Source organism: Chryseobacterium sp. SIMBA_029, from assembly GCF_046535275.1.
GTDB lineage: Bacteria > Bacteroidota > Bacteroidia > Flavobacteriales > Weeksellaceae > Chryseobacterium.
The window spans coordinates 274,712-291,332 of the sequence record NZ_JAWRXA010000005.1 but is presented as its reverse complement, the minus strand read 5'-3'; the positions used below and the strand labels follow the sequence as shown (position 1 = coordinate 291,332).

Below are 16,621 nucleotides of genomic sequence, written 5' to 3'. Positions count from 1 at the left end.
TTATGAAAAAAATAATCACCCTCATCATATTCTCCCTTGTTGTTTTCAGTTGTAATAAAACGAGTGAAGCGGCTCTTACAGATGCACCTCCTACAGATGCAAAACCCAAAACATTGGTTACGGTTGCCTATCCTTCTGATACAGCTCAACTCAACAATATGATCACGCTGAATGCAACGGCAACTTATTTGTTAAAATCTGATGTAAAAGCCAACAGCAACGGTTATATCACAAAAATGACCATCAAATTGGCAGACCGTGTTGGTAAAGGCGCTGTACTTTTCGGATTGCAGACCAAAGAAGCAAGAGCGTTGGGAAATACCATCAATAAATTAGATAAATCCTTCCGTTTCAACGGAGCAACAACGGTGACAAGTCCTGCAACAGGCTATGTTGCAATGCTGAATCATCAAATCGGAGATTATGTTCAGGACGGGGAAGTTCTGGCAACGATTACCGACGCAAGCAGTTTCGGTTTTGTAGTCGATGTACCTTATGAATATCTCCAAATTATAAAAAATAAAGGTTCTTTACCTATTACCTTACCCGACAATACGGTTTTGCAGGGAAGAATTGCAAAAGTAATGCCTTCTGTTGATGCCATTTCACAGACTGTGAAAGTGCTTTTACAAGTTTCCAATAACAATATTCCTGAAAATCTGATTGGTACGGTTAGCTTTTCCAAAACTTCCGCTTATGGACTTTCTGTTCCTAAAATGGCGGTTGTGAGCGACGAAACCCAGTCTTCTTTTTGGGTAATGAAATTAATCAATGATACAACAGCCGTAAAAACCGACATTACAAAAGGCTTAGAAACAGATAAATATATTCAGATAAAATCGGGGAAATTGACAACAAAAGACAGGGTAATTGTCTCAGGAAATTTTGGATTGAACGATACGGCAACTGTGAAAATACAAAAACCTTAATTTGATGAAATAAGCCATTGAAATCTCGTCGATTTATAACAAAACTTACTTTGGCGAATTCCATTTGGCAATTTTAAAAAATATATAACTACAAATGAAAAAGTCATTTTTTGTAACCTATAAAAGTCCTTTGCTGGTCTTAATTTTCCTTATACTGGCGGGTGGGATTTATTCCTATACCAAAATTCAGTCGGCTTTATTTCCGCAGATTACTTTTCCGAAAATAAAAATCATTGCTGATGCAGGACAACAACCTGTAAACCAGATGACAGTCGGTGTGACCAAAGTGTTGGAAGATGCCGTAAAAAGAGTTCCCGATTTACAGGTTTTAAAAAGCACAACGAGCCGAGGAAGCTGTGAAATTTCCGCCTTTATGGATTGGAATGTGAATGTCGATTTAGCCAAACAACAGATAGAAAGCAGTGTGAATGAAGTTCGAAATCAATTACCACCAGATATCAATATTTCTGTTGAAAAAATGAATCCGTCGATTCTTCCGGTCATGGGATATTCGCTGAATTCAACTTCAAAAGACCCGATTGAGCTGAAACAATTGGCGCTGTACACGATCAAACCATTTCTTTCACAAGTTGCCGGTGTAAGTGAAGTACGAATTATCGGTGGACAGGACAAGGAGTTCCGTGTCGTGATGAATCAGGCGATGATGGCGAGATTGGGAATTACGCCAGCTTCGGTGGAACAGGCAATTAATACTACGAATTTCATTAAATCTAATGGCTATTCTTCAGATTTCAGATATCTCTATTTAACGCTTACGGATGCTCAGATTCGTAATGAAGGTCAGCTTAAAAACCTTGTTGTAAGCAATAACGGAAACCGAATCGTTTTGTTGAGTGATATTGCCCAAATCAATGTTCATAATGCCAAACAATATATAAAAGTCAATGCCAACGGACAGGAAAGTATCCTGATTGCAGTGATACAGCAACCCAACGCAAATGTGGTGGATTTAAGCAAAGCAATGGAAGCAAAAATTGCCGAGTTGCAAAAAACGTTGCCGAAAGATATTGTCTTAAAACCGTATTACGTTCAGGCAGATTTTGTGAATGATTCCATTAAAAGTGTTACCGATGCTTTGTGGTTCGGATTGGTTTTGGCGATTATCGTCGCAATTATTTTTCTTCGTTCTTGGAAGGCGAGTGCGGTTATTTTAATAACAATTCCGATTACGTTAAGTCTTACGATGCTTGTTCTCTATACGATGGGACAGACGTTTAATATTATGACGCTGGGAGCAATTGCCGCCGCCATAGGATTAATTATCGATGACGCAATTGTCGTCGTCGAACAAATCCATAGAACTCACGAAGAGCATCCCGAAGAATCTTCAAAAACATTGGTACAAAAAGCGATTAATTATTTATTAAAAGCAATGATAGGTTCGTCACTCAGTACGATTGTGATTTTCTTGCCTTTTATGCTGATGAGCGGCGTTGCGGGAGCTTATTTTAAAGTAATGACCGACACGATGATTATCACGTTAATCTGTTCATTTTTTGCAACCTGGATCTTATTACCAATCGTTTATTTACTGCTATCATCAGGCAAGAAAAAAGAAAAAAATCTTCAGCATCACGATGTAAAGGAAAGAAAATGGGTGGGATTTTTTATCAGAAAACCATTATTCAGTTATGCTTTTATTGTAGTGTTGATTATTTTAACAGCAATCATTTTACCCAATATTAGTACCGGATTTTTACCCGATATGGATGAAGGAAGTATTGTTTTAGACTACAATTCTCCTCCGGGAACTTCACTCGAAGAAACCGACAGAGAATTGAAAGAAGTCGAGAAAATTATCACTTCCACGCCCGAAGTTCAGACGTACAGCCGAAGAACCGGAACTCAGATGGGATTCTTCATTACAGAACCGAACCGGGGAGATTATTTAATTCAGTTAAAGAAAAACAGAAGCAAAACCACGAATGAAGTTACCGACGATATCCGTGCAAGAATCGATGCTTCAGGATTGCCATTAACCGTAGATTTCGGACAGGTGATTACCGATATGTTGGGAGATTTGATGAGCAGCGTTCAGCCGATTGAAATTAAAGTTTTCGGGACAGACCAGAAAGTCATTGAAGATTATTCTCGGAAAATTGCTGCAATTGTAGAAAAAGTCAATGGTACAGCCGATGTTTTTGACGGAATTGTGATTGCAGGACCATCAATGGTTGTGACTCCGAAATTACCTGTTCTAGCGCAATACAATATTTCTTTGCCTGATTTTCAGAATCAGTTACAGGCAAATTTGGATGGAAATGTTGCCGGAAACATCTTCGATAACGTTCAATATACGCCGATAAGATTATTGTACAACGAAAAAAGCAATCAGTCTTTAAGTGACATCAACAACAGTATGATTGCTTTGCCGAACGGAACTTTGAAACCTTTGAGCGAATTTGCAAGTGTAAGTGTTGTAACCGGTTCTGCCGAAGTTAACAGAGAAGATTTACAGACGTTAGGCATTATAACCGCAAGACTGGATAACGGAAATTTAGGTGGAACGATTCAGGAAATTCAGAATCAGATTAGTCAGAAAATAAAACTGCCGAGCGGATATTCTGTGGTTTATGGCGGTGCCTATGCGGAACAGCAGCAATCTTTTAAAGAATTACTGATTATTTTGGTGGTTTCCAGCTTATTGGTTTTTTCTGTGATGCTGTTTCTGTTTAGGAACGTTTTGGTGGCGCTTATTATCTTATTTGTATCAGTTCTGGGACTTTCAGGAGGTATTTTATTACTGTATTTAACCAACACACCATTAAATGTCGGAAGTTATACCGGACTCATTATGATGGTCGGAATCATTGGCGAAAACGCCATTTTCACGTATCTGCAATTCCACGAAAGCTTAGCGACAAAAACCAAAGAAGAAGCCGTTATTTACGCCATTAGTACAAGACTTCGACCGAAATTAATGACTGCTTTGGGAGCTATTATCGCCTTAATGCCTTTAGCATTGGGAATAGGAACGGGAGCACAAATGCATCAACCTTTGGCGATTGCTGTTATCGGCGGATTCATCGTTGCATTGCCGCTTTTACTCATTGTTTTGCCAACATTGCTCAACAAAATCAATTTAAAACAAGAAGAAATAAACAATCAATAAATCATTAAAATGAAAACAAAATCGTTCATCATTGCAAGCGTATTTTTATGCCTTTCACTCAATGTTTCAGCTCAGAAAACTGTCGCTGCAAATACTATTACAACTTTCAAAATCGGTGGAAACAGCGACGGCTGGGATTATTTAACTGTAAATCCGACAAACAATTTACTGTATGTAAGCCACGGAACTAAGGTCAATATTTTAAATAAAACGACAGGTGAAAATCTTGGAGAAATTGCAGGAACAACAGGCGTTCACGGCATCTCATTTACCCCAAATTCTACGAATGGATTCATTACTTGCGGGAAATTAAATTCTGTAAAGGTCTTTGATGTTAAAACAAATCAGGTTACAGCTGAAATCCCGGTTGGACAAAATCCCGATGCTATTTTCTATGAAACTTTTTCTGAAAAATTGATTGTCTGCAACGGGAAAACTAATAATATAAGTGTCATTGACCCCAAAAATAATGCAGTTGTAAATACCATCGATGTGGGTGGAAAACCCGAAACTGCCGTAAGCAACGGAAAAGGAAAAATCTTCGTCAATATTGAAGATAAAAATGAAATTGTTGTGATTGATGCCAAAAATTTTACGGTAACAAATCATTGGAGTTTGAATAAAGAAGAAGGTCCTTCCGGCCTTGCGATTGATACAAAAACGAACAGACTTTTCAGCACCTGCGACAAAATGCTGGTGATTTTAGATTCCGAAACAGGAAAACTGGTTAAGAAAATTCCTATCGGAGACGGTTGTGACGGTGCCGTTTTCGATGATAAAACCAATACAGTTTACACTTCAAACGGAGAAGGAAATATCTCTGTTATTCAGGAGAAAAATGCGAATCAGTTTATAGCACTCAAAAATATTTCGACTAAAAAAGGAGCTCGTACAATTGCTTTAGACAGCTCAACACACGATTTGTATTTACCAACAGCCGATTTTGATGATAAAGAAAAAGACAGCCGGGGAAGGCCAAAAATCAAGGAAGGAACTTTTCAGGTTCTTGCTGTGAAAACGGGTAAATAAAATGCTGATTTTAAATCAAATAAAAAGTAAAAATTTATTTCTCAGAACCAAAAATTCAAAATTTCTTCTAAATCATAACGGAATATTGTAAAACCAATTAAAGGGTAATAGTTCAAAAAGGAGATTGAAAATCATGAAAAATATAATAGAAGCTGTAAGAAGTTATGTGATCGTATTTCTTTCTGAAAATCTTTCGGAGCATCTTTCTTTTCACTGTATTGGACATACGTATGAAGTTGTGGGAGCGGTACAGGAAATCGGGGTGAAAAGTAACCTCTCGGAAGAGGAAATGCTTATCGTACAGGTTGCTGCATGGTTTCATGACTGTGGGTATGTGAATACATACATAGGTCATGAAGAGGAAAGTGAAAAAATAGCAAAAACTTTTCTGGAAAATTATGGGTGCGAACAAAATTTTATTGAATCTGTTGTAAACTGTATTGAGTCTACAAAATATCCTCCAAAACCTTTTTCTTTATTAGAAAAAGTGCTGTGTGACGCAGATTTATATCATTTGACGAGACCGAATTATTCAAAGTATGAAAAAGGATTAAGACAAGAATTTGAAAAATATTTAGGATTGATCTATACTAACGAAGAATGGCTGAAAAAGAATTGCAATTTCTTTAAGGATCATGAATATTATACAGACTATGGTCAAAAAGTTCTTACAAAGTTTAAAGAAGTGAATATCCAATTAATGAACTGTTCCGAATAAATTTTAAAACCAATTAAGTACTTATTAAGATGTCGAAATTCACTAAAAAAACAGCATTCCATCTTTTCGTATTCATTTTATTTTGCGGAAGAATGACTGCACAGACAAGCAATGATACCATTCAGGTTCAGGAGCCAAAACAAGACAGCATCACAGAATTAAATACAGAAAAAAGTCATTTAAATTATAAAAGCTTAATCATTCCTGCTGCATTTATTGGGTATGGAGTTGCTAGTTTATCGGTGAAAAAGCTCAAACAGATTAACTTTTCCACCAGAGATGAAATTAATGAACATAAACCCGACCATATCAAGTTGGATAATTATACACAATTTGCTCCTGCTATTTTGGTGTATGGCTTAAATGCTGCGGGGGTTCAGGGGAAACATAATTTCAAAGAAAGAAGTATCATTTATGGCACTTCAATGCTTATTACATCTGCCATTACCATTCCTTTAAAGCATATGGTGAAAGAAGAAAGACCCGATCAATCCAATAACTTATCCTTTCCTTCAGGCCATACTGCGATAGCCTTTGCGTCTGCCCAGTTTATGTTCCGTGAGTACAAGGATACTAATTTTTGGCTGGGAATTTCAGGATACTCACTTGCAGTGTTCACAGGAGTTTACAGAATGTTAAATGATAAACATTGGGTAGGAGATGTGGTAGCAGGAGCGGGTTTCGGAATTCTTTCAACAGAACTAGCGTATTGGCTGTATCCTAAAATCAATACGATGTTGGGCGGTAAAAACAAAAACACAGCAATGATGGTCATGCCGTTTTACCAGAATAAGAGTGTAGGAATAGGTTTTGTGAAAACATTTTAATCAATTTTAAATTAAAAATATGTGGTTCTATTATGCATTATTATCGGCATTATTTGCTGCGTTTACCGCTGTTTTTGCCAAAATGGGAGTGTCCGGCAACATCAACTCTAATCTTGCAACCGGTATTAGAACCATTATCATTCTTGTACTTGTTTGGAGTATTGTATTCATTAATGGGGAAGCTAAACAGATAAGTTCATTATCAAAAACGAATATCATTTTTCTTGTGTTGTCAGGAATTGCTACCGGGTTATCGTGGTTATTTTATTTTAAAGCGTTACAAATCGGGAAAATATCACAAGTGGCTGCGGTAGATAAATTAAGCGTAGCCATTGCCATCATTTTATCAGTGCTTTTTTTCAAAGAATCTTTAACATTGAAAACGGTAATCGGTGCTGTGCTGATTATCAGTGGGACTATTTTATTTGCATTCAAATAGATAAAAGATCCCTGTGGAAAATATATTTATTTAATTCGGTACTTATTTAAATATAACTCTATTTTTGTTAATGATATTGAAAGTGATACCACTTCATAAGTATATGGAAGGTATACTTTTACAGACCATATTTTTTAATTAAAAACAGAAAATTTACAGAAATGAGCTATTGTTCAGCAATACAAGGAATGCAGCCTGAAAGCAGAAAGGAACTCCATAAAAATTACCACGACAACCATTATGGTTTTCCAATTCATAATGACAATGAGTTGTTTGGAAGACTGATTATGGAGATCAATCAGGCAGGATTGAGCTGGGAAACGATCCTTAAAAAAGAAGAAAGCTTTAGAAAGGCATATGACAATTTTAGCATTGATACCATTGCCGCTTACACAGAAGAAGACCGGGAAAGACTTCTGAATGATTCAGGAATCATCAGAAATAAACTGAAAGTAAATGCTGCCATTGAAAATGCCAAAACAATCCTGGAATTGCAGAAAGAGTTTGGATCTTTTGAAAAATGGCTGGAACACCACCATCCCATGACACTCCCGGAATGGATGAAATTATTTAAGAAAACTTTCAAATTTACAGGTGGAGAAATCGTTAACGAATTTCTGATGAGTATAGGATTTCTAAAAGGATGCCACGACGAAAACTGTCCTGTCTATGAAGACGTGCTGAAGCATGATCCAATGTGGAACCGAATGTAAATCTTTTACTTTCGTACAAAAATATATAACAAAGATGCTCCGGCACCATTCAGTATCTTTCAGACTAAGAATGGAACCGGAGCATTGCTTATTTTTCCGCTTACTTGTTTAAAAAGGCCTTATTCAGGATGGATTTCTGTAGTCCATTCAATACCGCTGATATCGATCAGTTTCAAGCTATTAGCGGTTTCAGGATGATTAAGGTTGAGCGTAATATCCGCTTTAGCTCCCAATGGAATAATCATGCTGTGCTTCCCGGGCTTTACTTTGGCAACATAATGATTGTGAATATGCTCTTTCGGAAATGTTGAAAGCTTCTCCTGGTTGATTTCTTCTATAGTATCTCCATTTTTGTCCAATACCTGAATTCCGATCAGGAAAGATCCGTAAACATCCGCGCCTTCTGTTCTGTACACCTCAAATGTTAGTGTTGAATCATTAAGAGAAATAGCAGAGATTTCAAGCTTTGGTTTTACAGATTTATTATGCAGGGTTCCCCAAACTCCGCCATGGAAATATTGGTTGGTAAAAAGTGTAAGCCCGAAAATAATAATGGTTCCGGCTAATACGAAAACCTTAGGTTTCCAAATCGGGAGAAGACCTGATCCAAGCCATGAGAACCATTTTTTATGAGTGAAACTCTTATTGTTTTTCATAAAATAATAATCCAGTGAGTAAGGTCCGCTTCCCGTAAGAAAAAGCACAAATCCACCCGCGATTCCCAGAACACCGATCTGCCATTCGTCCACGCAGGTTGTTCCCAGCCAGCCAGAACCCAACAGGATTCCCAATGCAAGACTGAAAATCCCAATACTCATTAACCTGGTAATAAGTCCCAGAATAATGCATAATCCTACGACAGCTTCGATAATGGTAAAGGTCATCATGGATCGTTGTAAGGCATCCGGATGGGTGACAAGATATTCTATAATGGGTTTGATACCTAATGCGTTGGGAAGAAAATGGTTGAATTTCTCTCCAATATATCCGCTTTCGTCAGGGGTTAATTTGTTTTCGAGTACGAGCCTCCGCCAGAACGCTGAAAAATAAGTCCATCCGATCACCATTCGGATCGATAAAGTATATAAGCCGGCCAGATCAGAAGCCCGATCTGTTGTTGTATGTTTCATTGAAATTGATATTTTACGGTAAATGATTGATTTTAAAAATGATTTTGAATGATCTAAACCAGATTTAATTTCAACCTTTTAAATAAAATATATTTAGGCGGGCTGTTGCCTGTGGTGTACCCGGAATAATGATTGTAGTTAATTTTTTCCTCCTCTGAAACCTTCACTATGGAAGATGCATGAAAAACAAATCCGGTGTTTTTCAGTTTAAGGACTGTTTTTGAAGTGGAAACTTTTGGGGTGGAAATCTGAGTAGAAACTTCGCAGTTCACCCTTGAAGAAGCCGTTGCTTTTACTTTATTTAAAGTGCTGAGATGCTGGATATCAAAAATACCAAGCAGATCTCTTTTAACAGAGCACGGAGATAATGAAAATGCCAAAACCAGTATCGTTACGATAGCTTTATAGGTTTTTATATGGATATTCATTCTCGACATCTTTACAAAACTACTGTTTTTTAATGCAAAGCTTGTGTTTTATTCCTTAAATTCTCTTTAAACTTGTTAATATTTTGTAGTGAAGCTGTTCAACAGTTTCTTTCTTTTTATATAGAAATATTAAATTCATTTTTTATCAAATCTATTAATTCTTTCCATGAAAGCAGCTCATCAACAGTTGGATACATTTTCAGATAAGATTCAGGATTATCATATTCAAATTCATTTTCTGTCTTGCCAGCCTTAATTTTCACATAATAAGTTACACCATCCATGATCATTGCATTGCTTGTTGTAGATACAATTTCACCGTCCTCTATCTGATAATTTTTATTTCTCTTTTGTAATTTGTACTTAAAACTTTCCCACTTTGGAAGATGTAGAATCTGGGTATCAAGAATTGACATCCAGATTAATTCCATATTTTTTAATGAATTTAATTTAGATTTTCTAATTCTTATTTTAAGTTTATCCTGATTCTCTCTTGATGCAATTGTTGTAAAAAGGTCTGATTTCCAGGTGTCATTGGAATCCTGATATAATCTAAATAGTTCTAATCCTGTTGATGTAGCAGTTTTTTTATAGATTCTGACTTCGTACTCATGGAAAGCGAGGTTATCAATTTTTAGGATTTTATCATATTCATTTATGGTTTGGCCCCAAACAAATGAAGGAGGCAGAAGACAGAAAAACAAGGCTATAATCCGCCTTGTTCTCACAAGTATAGTGATTAAATTATGCTGTATCATGGAAGACTTATTTTAAAACTTATTTCTCCTCATTCATCATCTCCTTATGCTCATTTCCCCATTTTTCCAGCGTTTCAATAATAGGCTGAAGCCTGTAACCAATAGAGGTCAATTCATATTCAACGCGGGGTGGGACTTCTGCGAAAACAGTTCTGGTCACGATTTTATTGTCTTCCAGTTTACGGAGCTGCAGGGTAAGCATTCTTTCTGTAATCGTTGGGATTTTCTTTCTAAGCTCACCAAACCGCATTTTTCCGTTAATTAAATAGCAGCAGATCGCAAGAGACCACTGTCCGCCGATAATATGGGATGCGTAGAGCTCAGGACATTCATCAGCAAGGGCTTTTTTATTGGCAAAATTGGTTGAGGTTTCTTTTATTTTAGTCATTACTTACCTTTTTTATAGTACCATACAATGGGGCACTAATGTACGAAATGTAGGTTACATGAATTATTTTTGCAGTAGAAATTTAAAAGAATGAAGACATTAGTAATAGCAGTCCATCCTCATATGGAGAATTCTCTAATCAATAAAAGATGGATAGAAGAATTAAATAAATACCCTGAAAAATATACGGTACATCAATTGTATGAAGCGTATCCCGATGAAAAAATAGATGTAAAAAAAGAGCAGGAACTTATAGAATCATATGACAACATCATCTTCCAGTTTCCTTTTTACTGGTTCAGCAGTCCGCCGTTGCTGAAAAAATGGTTTGATGAGGTATTGCTGTATGGCTGGGCTTATGGAAGTAAAAGCGGCTACAAAGCAGGCGGAAAGAAAATATCGCTGGCCATAACAGCGGGAATAGATGAAAAAGGGTACAGCGAATCCGGAAAATATAAATACACAATGGAAGAATTGACAAGGCCCTTTGAACTGACTTTTGATTATATCAAAGCCGATTATAAGCAACCTTTTGTCTACTACGGAATTGAAACAGATTCTTCCGAAGAGTGGATAGAAAAAAGTGTTCCGGAATATCTGGATTTCATAGACGCTTTATAGCATTAATAGCGGTCATTTTTATAAATCAGATCCTGATCATTACCCAGGTCTTGTTTTAACGTGAACAGGATATAATGGTAATATTCGTAGCCGCCGTTCATGAGATGTTCCATTTCAGGATCTTCAATCCCGCTTTGTTTTTGTTCCAAGTAGGAGGTAAGGTGCTGAGTGGTGCTGGCATCCAGCATGAGATTTTTTTTGAGCTCACTTTCTTTACAGTCATAGTGGATGGTATCAAGATCAGGATCTTCGGTAATTTCAGCTATTTTGATGCAGAGTAAAAGCAGATAGTCGATGATGAGAACTAGTTCTTCGGGATGCATCGGAAAGTTTCTGCCATTCCATAGCGGATCTTTTTTTTCCTGTGGAAAATAAAATTCAGTTAAACCTTTATATCCGATTGAATAGAATATAGGAAGTTCGTACCGGGTATTCAAGGTTCCGATGGAAATTAATCCGTGATCATCCAGAAATGTTTCATGAGTTTCATATTCACTTTCATAATACCAGGTCAGCCAATCTAAAATTACTTTCACCTCATAGTATTCAAGAATGAAATCTTCTGTCCGGAGCTTTTCAGTAATTTTTTCATAGGACGCATAGTGGTAGTCATATGTATTGTTATGCGTATCCATAAAATGCTGGAAAGTTCCTAAAAATCTGTTAATACCTTCTCTATAAATATAAGGCAGGCTGTGGTTGGTCAGTTCATGATACAGTCTGTCTTTTATTCTTTTTTTGTCAATCTTATATAATTCTATGTAACCGCTCATAACAGATAATCATTAATCTTTTTTATTAACCAGGTAAATTGTCATTCCAGTGATGGTAAAGAGAATGCCCAGTATGAAAAAAGGCAGATACAAAATTAAGCAAAGCTCTGCAAGCTTGACGATAATAGGATTGAAATCTCCTGTTGCCGTAAACATCCCTATTGCTGTTAAAAACATAATAACAGAAATAGGAATCATAGCGATTCCGGTGTAAAAAAAGTATTTATGTAGAGATTTCATTTCTGATGATCATATTTGTCAAGTGAATTTTTGTAAATCTATAGCCTGTTCTTTAAAATATTCTTTGAATTGATTAGACAGATTTTCATCTTTAAATTTTAGAATGGTATATCCACTGTCAAATGCAATAATTTCTAAAAAAGATTCTTGAATTAAATACTCATTACTTTTCCATGCAGTTTTATCTTCAGCCGAAAGAGTTGAAATAATACTAAAATCTAAATTGGTATTCTTGGGAATAGCCGAAATAATGCCCCAAATAATTTGAATTTCTGATTGATAAAGGATTTCAAACTGTTTATGAGGTAATAAGAAATAATCATGCTCGTAATCAATTGGGATTTTGTTTCCATTGGGCATATATTCAAGGTCTGTTAAAACCCAGTCATAATCAGTAAGATCATTCCAGATGGGTTGTACCGTTTCCTTTAAGTTAGTATGGAATTTTAGTGTTTTTGTACTTCGGATAATCCAGTTCATTGGTTTAATATGTTTAATTTTTTAATCAACAGAGTTCCCATCTTCCAATCCTTTTTTTATCAGTTTCTTATTTTCTTTGGTAGTAAGAATAGAATTGGGGTTATCCTGTAGGGTTTCAGCAGTCCAATATCTGACTGTTGAACTGGGGTTTTTTAATAGATCAAGCATGATGTGTACACTTTCATCATCATTCCTTTCCTGCAAGGCTCTTACCAATTCCGCCAGAACACTCTTATTCTTTATATTTCGGAGGGCATTGTGAAGGTCTTTAAGCACTTCATCACTTGCAATCAGCGGTTGGCTGGAGACAGAAAAATAATAATCTTTCGGCGGATTTTTTATTTGTATTACCGAAAGCCAAAGTTTGATATTTTCTATATTTTTAGATTGAAAAAGAGCATTCATCATATCTTCATCAAATGCTTTATTAGTACTGACCGCTGAAGCAATATATGCTCTGTCTTCTTTTGTGGGGCTGTTGGCTAGTGCTCGTAAAGAAATATTTCTAACTTTTTGATTTTGTAATAGGGGTTGAACCAATGGGAGAACATGAGGCAGTTGAAGTTCCCCCAATGTATAAATGGCATATCCCTTAAGGTTAATATCCCAGTTTTTTACAGCATTTCTTACCAACTCTTCTGTTTTAGGATTATTCCCGGTTAAGGATAAAATTTGTACCGCTAATATTTTAGACTTATCATCATTACTGTCAATTTTTTTATAAGCTGTGCTTTGCAAAGAATCTTTGTTAAGTTTAAAATACATAGGAAGCATATGTGCATCACCAAAATCTTCATTTTTTACCAGAAAATCGAATAGCTCATCTGTATGATTGGTTTGTAAACTCAACAAAGCCATCCCGGACCATAGAAGAGTGCCGGGCGTATTTTCTGTTTTAATTTTTTCCAACAGCAGCTGCTCTTTGGAATGATCCTGAGTAGAAGCAACCAACAAATAAGAAAAAATCCTTTGGTTTTGATTTTGAGATTTCAGCAGACGGTCAATATTTTGTGTATAAAGAGGATCTTCTTTAAAATTAAGGATAGAATAATCACTTGGATTATTTCCTTCTAATGCTGAAATTAATTGTGTAGTATCAATATGTGGCGTTAAAATAAGAGGATAATCCCTGAATAATGTATTAAGCTGTTCTTCAGTAAAATTTGTTCCTATTGCTTTTTCGAAATCCTTCCTGAATTCTTTTATGGTTTTTTCCTGAGCAGATAAAAATGTAAATACTATGAGAAATGCTAGGATGGTTATTTTTTTCATTTTCACGGATTTTGAAGCGTTAAAAATACTCAAAATTCCTTATCCTACAGTAGGCGTATCCGCTTCCTTCAATATTTTTTTCTCCTTCATTGAAAGCATCATGCGTTCATATTTGTACTTTTCCCAGTCGAATTGATTAAGGAAATCCAGAGCTGCCTGAAATCCCCTGTTGAAAAGATCTTCTTTTTCTTCTCTTTTCATGAAAAAATTCAGCCAGTTGCTTGTTCCGCAGTTAACTGTTTGTATACTGAACAATTGGTAAAAGCTATGTTTGGTCAGGAACGATTTATCATTAAAGCCTTTCAGCGTACTGATGATATTCCCCGCGTAGGAAAACGGTGTTTTCATGATTTGTTCACTGGTTTTGATTTTTTCAGCACTGATTTCAGAATCACTGGTTAATTGTATTCCAAACAAAGGTAATCTCGGATAAAAAACATCACTTGCATGAAAAAGGTCGATCGGAAAATTCGAAATACTGCCGCCATCTATAAAAACTCCGGCAGGGTAGATGTCTTCCGGTTTTGTATTCATCCAGAATTTCCAGGCATACTTCACCGAATTGTCGTCTTTATCGATCCTCTTCTGGAAAGGTTCAAAAAAGAAAGGAACCGATATCGAAGTGCGTACAAATTCTGCCGGGCTGATGTGTTTCAATTCTTCTTCAGACCAGTATAAATTGGCCATCGTAGGAAGCTCAACCTTTATTTTGGCATTGATATCGGTGGTAATGACAATATATTCTGATTTTAGCTGATAGAAAGGATTGTTTTTATAATAATCATTATTCACAGCACTTTCATAGAATATTTTGTAGCGGGTCACATCAATATGTTCCAGATTCGCAGCTTTGATTTTTTCTATACCGGCCAAAGCCAGCGTATAATATTCGTGCCCGTTTCCATAACGGTAATTGAGGTTGAGGTCATATTCTTTTTGGATAAATTTTTCGTTGAGACTCGCAACCGTTTTTACGCCAAAGTCATCCAAAATGTCTTTCATAGTATTTAAAAGAACATCTCCCGGGTTAAGGCCGCTGTTTTGTTTCCTAAAATCAGTGTAGAACTTTTTCAGGCAGAAAAAAGCAATAATAGCCGGGATCAGCGGAATCAGAAAAAGTAACTTCGCCTCCAACGTCGTTTTTGAAGGAGTCGCAAAGGGAATAATAACCAGAATAATCATGATGACCGCTAATATAACAGCATTGATTTTCAGGAAATTTTTATTGTTAAGCATAGAATGAAGCGTTGTTCTTACATAAGCTTTGCCATCCATAAAATCAGCGAAATTCAGCTTGAAAAGAACATCTTTGATCACTTCACTTTTGGCCTCTTCTTTTGTTTTGCAGGCAGCAATCAACATGGTATTGATCGCTCCTGCACTGGTTCCGGCTACTTTCAGAAAACGGATGCCAAACATTTCCAAACCATAAAGATACCCTACCAGGGCACTTCCCCAGACTCCGCCACCTTCCTGTACAAATTCTACATACTGGTTTCCGTGGCGGTCTAAAAGATCAGAAAACTCTTTGAGCGAAATATTCTCATGCAAGGCTTCCAACTTATCTTTGGAGGCTTTGGACAGGACATCTTCCGCCAGAATTTTAGTAAGAATATCAGTTTTCATGGATCAGATTTATTGGTTGTCAGTTGTTGGTTTTTAGTGTTTGGTTCTGGGTGTTTAGTGTTTAGGTCTTCTCTCTTTGTTCTTTGTTCTTTGTTCTTTGTTCTTTGTTCCTCATTCTCTATCGTCTAATATCTGATATCTGATGTCTGACATCTAAAATCCCACCTACCACTGCTTCCTTCTTGCATAAATAAAGGTACAAACCACAATAAGCGCCATGAAACCTAACGTGAGGAAATATCCGCTTTTATGATGCAGTTCCGGCATATTATCGAAATTCATTCCATAGACTCCCGCAATAAAGGTGATTGGTAAAAAGTAAACTGAATAAATGGCCAGTACTTTCATTACCTGGTTGGCTTTCTGATCAGAGAGGGCCAGGAACATCGAAATAAGGTTGGTGATCTGCAGGTTTAAATGATCGAAATCAGCGACAACATCTTTGTGTTTATCTTTTAAATCTACTACTTCAGAATCCTGAAGTCCCAGAAGTTTAAATTTGTCCACCGCATCCGTAGAAATGGTCAGAACACGGGAATTAAGCCCGGACTTTCTTTTTAATTTGTATAATCTTCGGATCTGAGTGGTATGATTGGTGTTTTTCAGGAAAATTTCGTTTTCTATATTATCCATGGTTTCCATTAAGCTTATGGCTTCGTCATCGAAACTTTTCATAATAAGCAGGGCAATCATCAAAGCAATTTTTTCAGCAGCGGTATCTTTGTCTATGGCAGAAAGCTGTTTCTTGGTTTCCGCAATGCTGCGGGTTTTCATCCTGTGGATGGTAATAATGGTTTTATCCACCAGAAAAATCCCAATTTTGGTACTGATATCGCTGATGGTATTCAGATTTTTCCTTTCCAGTTCAGTACTTTCGCGAAGAAGAAAGAACTTTACCCCTCCGTCTTCTTCATATTTGGGAAGGTGGTTGGGATCTAAAGTATCTTCCAGCATAAGATTGTTGATTTCATATCTTTCATGAAGGAATTTCAAATCCTCTGTTGTAGGGGATTCTACGTCTACCCATTCGCAATGGGAATCTCTGTATATAGTGTCGATCGGCATAAAGTAAAAATACTAATATTTTGAAATGCTATGTTTTAAATAATTTTATCTT

The 16,621-nt window shown here is 36.4% G+C and carries 18 protein-coding genes; 8 read left to right on the top strand and 10 right to left on the bottom strand.

Translation table 11 applies throughout. The features are described 5' to 3' along the window. The first annotated feature begins 2 nt into the window (after positions 1–2). From SB679_RS11240 to SB679_RS11210, 7 genes are all read left to right on the top strand, one after another. Positions 3–929: an efflux RND transporter periplasmic adaptor subunit gene (locus SB679_RS11240; protein ID WP_410702390.1), complete on the top strand. Its 927-nt coding sequence runs from the start codon at positions 3–5 to the stop codon at positions 927–929. 94 nt (positions 930–1,023) lie between these two features. Beyond that, entirely contained in the window at positions 1,024–4,062 is a 3,039-nt protein-coding gene (locus SB679_RS11235; protein ID WP_410702389.1) for an efflux RND transporter permease subunit, read from the top strand. Between the two features lie 9 nt (positions 4,063–4,071). Further along, complete coding sequence (locus SB679_RS11230; protein WP_410702388.1) at positions 4,072–5,091, top strand: YncE family protein; 1,020 nt, start codon at positions 4,072–4,074, stop codon at positions 5,089–5,091. A 133-nt stretch (positions 5,092–5,224) separates the two neighbouring features. Continuing rightward, positions 5,225–5,809 (top strand): HD domain-containing protein, encoded by a 585-nt coding sequence (locus SB679_RS11225; protein ID WP_410702387.1) that lies wholly within the window; start codon positions 5,225–5,227, stop codon positions 5,807–5,809. 29 nt (positions 5,810–5,838) lie between these two features. Continuing rightward, positions 5,839–6,636, top strand: a complete 798-nt coding sequence (locus SB679_RS11220) for a phosphatase PAP2 family protein (protein ID WP_410702386.1) — start codon at positions 5,839–5,841, stop codon at positions 6,634–6,636. 19 nt (positions 6,637–6,655) lie between these two features. Then, on the top strand, positions 6,656–7,075 hold the full coding sequence (locus SB679_RS11215; RefSeq protein WP_410702385.1) for an EamA family transporter: 420 nt from the start codon (positions 6,656–6,658) through the stop codon (positions 7,073–7,075). A gap of 161 nt (positions 7,076–7,236) precedes the next feature. Continuing rightward, positions 7,237–7,788, top strand: a complete 552-nt coding sequence (locus SB679_RS11210) for a DNA-3-methyladenine glycosylase I (protein ID WP_410702384.1) — start codon at positions 7,237–7,239, stop codon at positions 7,786–7,788. 119 nt (positions 7,789–7,907) lie between these two features. Here the strand turns inward: SB679_RS11210 and SB679_RS11205 are convergent, their stop codons facing one another. The 4 genes from SB679_RS11205 to SB679_RS11190 all read right to left on the bottom strand — a co-directional run bounded on the left by SB679_RS11205 (position 7,908) and on the right by SB679_RS11190 (position 10,492). Beyond that, positions 7,908–8,918: a TQO small subunit DoxD gene (locus SB679_RS11205; RefSeq protein WP_410702382.1), complete on the bottom strand. Its 1,011-nt coding sequence runs from the start codon at positions 8,916–8,918 to the stop codon at positions 7,908–7,910. Between the two features lie 53 nt (positions 8,919–8,971). Continuing rightward, on the bottom strand, positions 8,972–9,346 hold the full coding sequence (locus SB679_RS11200) for a hypothetical protein (protein ID WP_410702381.1): 375 nt from the start codon (positions 9,344–9,346) through the stop codon (positions 8,972–8,974). Positions 9,347–9,462: 116 nt separating this feature from the next. After that, positions 9,463–10,104 (bottom strand): hypothetical protein, encoded by a 642-nt coding sequence (locus SB679_RS11195; protein WP_410702379.1) that lies wholly within the window; start codon positions 10,102–10,104, stop codon positions 9,463–9,465. Positions 10,105–10,123: 19 nt separating this feature from the next. Beyond that, a complete protein-coding gene (locus tag SB679_RS11190; protein ID WP_410702378.1) occupies positions 10,124–10,492 on the bottom strand; it encodes a winged helix-turn-helix transcriptional regulator in 369 nt (122 codons plus the stop codon). 90 nt (positions 10,493–10,582) lie between these two features. Here SB679_RS11190 and SB679_RS11185 point away from each other — a divergent pair, with 90 nt between their 5' ends. Then, positions 10,583–11,113, top strand: coding sequence for an NAD(P)H-dependent oxidoreductase (locus SB679_RS11185; protein WP_410702376.1), 531 nt, complete (start codon positions 10,583–10,585; stop codon positions 11,111–11,113). A 2-nt stretch (positions 11,114–11,115) separates the two neighbouring features. On the opposite strand, the gene SB679_RS11180 is transcribed toward SB679_RS11185, so the two are convergent. The 6 genes from SB679_RS11180 to SB679_RS11155 all read right to left on the bottom strand — a co-directional run bounded on the left by SB679_RS11180 (position 11,116) and on the right by SB679_RS11155 (position 16,569). Then, positions 11,116–11,886: a hypothetical protein gene (locus SB679_RS11180; RefSeq protein ID WP_410702375.1), complete on the bottom strand. Its 771-nt coding sequence runs from the start codon at positions 11,884–11,886 to the stop codon at positions 11,116–11,118. Between the two features lie 12 nt (positions 11,887–11,898). Continuing rightward, a complete protein-coding gene (locus tag SB679_RS11175) occupies positions 11,899–12,126 on the bottom strand; it encodes a hypothetical protein (protein WP_410702374.1) in 228 nt (75 codons plus the stop codon). 18 nt (positions 12,127–12,144) lie between these two features. After that, positions 12,145–12,606, bottom strand: coding sequence for a hypothetical protein (locus SB679_RS11170; RefSeq protein ID WP_410702372.1), 462 nt, complete (start codon positions 12,604–12,606; stop codon positions 12,145–12,147). A gap of 21 nt (positions 12,607–12,627) precedes the next feature. After that, the gene (locus SB679_RS11165; RefSeq protein ID WP_410702371.1) at positions 12,628–13,878 is read right to left on the bottom strand and encodes a HEAT repeat domain-containing protein; all 1,251 of its coding nucleotides are present in this window, start codon (positions 13,876–13,878) and stop codon (positions 12,628–12,630) included. A gap of 39 nt (positions 13,879–13,917) precedes the next feature. Further along, positions 13,918–15,504 (bottom strand): patatin-like phospholipase family protein, encoded by a 1,587-nt coding sequence (locus SB679_RS11160; protein ID WP_410702370.1) that lies wholly within the window; start codon positions 15,502–15,504, stop codon positions 13,918–13,920. A 165-nt stretch (positions 15,505–15,669) separates the two neighbouring features. Beyond that, positions 15,670–16,569, bottom strand: a complete 900-nt coding sequence (locus SB679_RS11155) for a CorA family divalent cation transporter (RefSeq protein WP_410702368.1) — start codon at positions 16,567–16,569, stop codon at positions 15,670–15,672. Between the last annotated feature and the right edge of the window lie 52 nt (positions 16,570–16,621).

What these genes read in the sequence shown, in the direction of transcription:
- SB679_RS11240 (WP_410702390.1), top strand. Translation starts at nt 3, where the DNA reads ATGAAAAAAATAATCACCCTCATCATATTCTCCCTTGTTGTTTTCAGT.
- SB679_RS11235 (WP_410702389.1), top strand. Translation starts at nt 1,024, where the DNA reads ATGAAAAAGTCATTTTTTGTAACCTATAAAAGTCCTTTGCTGGTCTTA.
- SB679_RS11230 (WP_410702388.1), top strand. Translation starts at nt 4,072, where the DNA reads ATGAAAACAAAATCGTTCATCATTGCAAGCGTATTTTTATGCCTTTCA.
- SB679_RS11225 (WP_410702387.1), top strand. Translation starts at nt 5,225, where the DNA reads ATGAAAAATATAATAGAAGCTGTAAGAAGTTATGTGATCGTATTTCTT.
- SB679_RS11220 (WP_410702386.1), top strand. Translation starts at nt 5,839, where the DNA reads ATGTCGAAATTCACTAAAAAAACAGCATTCCATCTTTTCGTATTCATT.
- SB679_RS11215 (WP_410702385.1), top strand. Translation starts at nt 6,656, where the DNA reads ATGTGGTTCTATTATGCATTATTATCGGCATTATTTGCTGCGTTTACC.
- SB679_RS11210 (WP_410702384.1), top strand. Translation starts at nt 7,237, where the DNA reads ATGAGCTATTGTTCAGCAATACAAGGAATGCAGCCTGAAAGCAGAAAG.
- SB679_RS11205 (WP_410702382.1), bottom strand. Translation starts at nt 8,918, where the DNA reads ATGAAACATACAACAACAGATCGGGCTTCTGATCTGGCCGGCTTATAT.
- SB679_RS11200 (WP_410702381.1), bottom strand. Translation starts at nt 9,346, where the DNA reads ATGAATATCCATATAAAAACCTATAAAGCTATCGTAACGATACTGGTT.
- SB679_RS11195 (WP_410702379.1), bottom strand. Translation starts at nt 10,104, where the DNA reads ATGATACAGCATAATTTAATCACTATACTTGTGAGAACAAGGCGGATT.
- SB679_RS11190 (WP_410702378.1), bottom strand. Translation starts at nt 10,492, where the DNA reads ATGACTAAAATAAAAGAAACCTCAACCAATTTTGCCAATAAAAAAGCC.
- SB679_RS11185 (WP_410702376.1), top strand. Translation starts at nt 10,583, where the DNA reads ATGAAGACATTAGTAATAGCAGTCCATCCTCATATGGAGAATTCTCTA.
- SB679_RS11180 (WP_410702375.1), bottom strand. Translation starts at nt 11,886, where the DNA reads ATGAGCGGTTACATAGAATTATATAAGATTGACAAAAAAAGAATAAAA.
- SB679_RS11175 (WP_410702374.1), bottom strand. Translation starts at nt 12,126, where the DNA reads ATGAAATCTCTACATAAATACTTTTTTTACACCGGAATCGCTATGATT.
- SB679_RS11170 (WP_410702372.1), bottom strand. Translation starts at nt 12,606, where the DNA reads ATGAACTGGATTATCCGAAGTACAAAAACACTAAAATTCCATACTAAC.
- SB679_RS11165 (WP_410702371.1), bottom strand. Translation starts at nt 13,878, where the DNA reads ATGAAAAAAATAACCATCCTAGCATTTCTCATAGTATTTACATTTTTA.
- SB679_RS11160 (WP_410702370.1), bottom strand. Translation starts at nt 15,504, where the DNA reads ATGAAAACTGATATTCTTACTAAAATTCTGGCGGAAGATGTCCTGTCC.
- SB679_RS11155 (WP_410702368.1), bottom strand. Translation starts at nt 16,569, where the DNA reads ATGCCGATCGACACTATATACAGAGATTCCCATTGCGAATGGGTAGAC.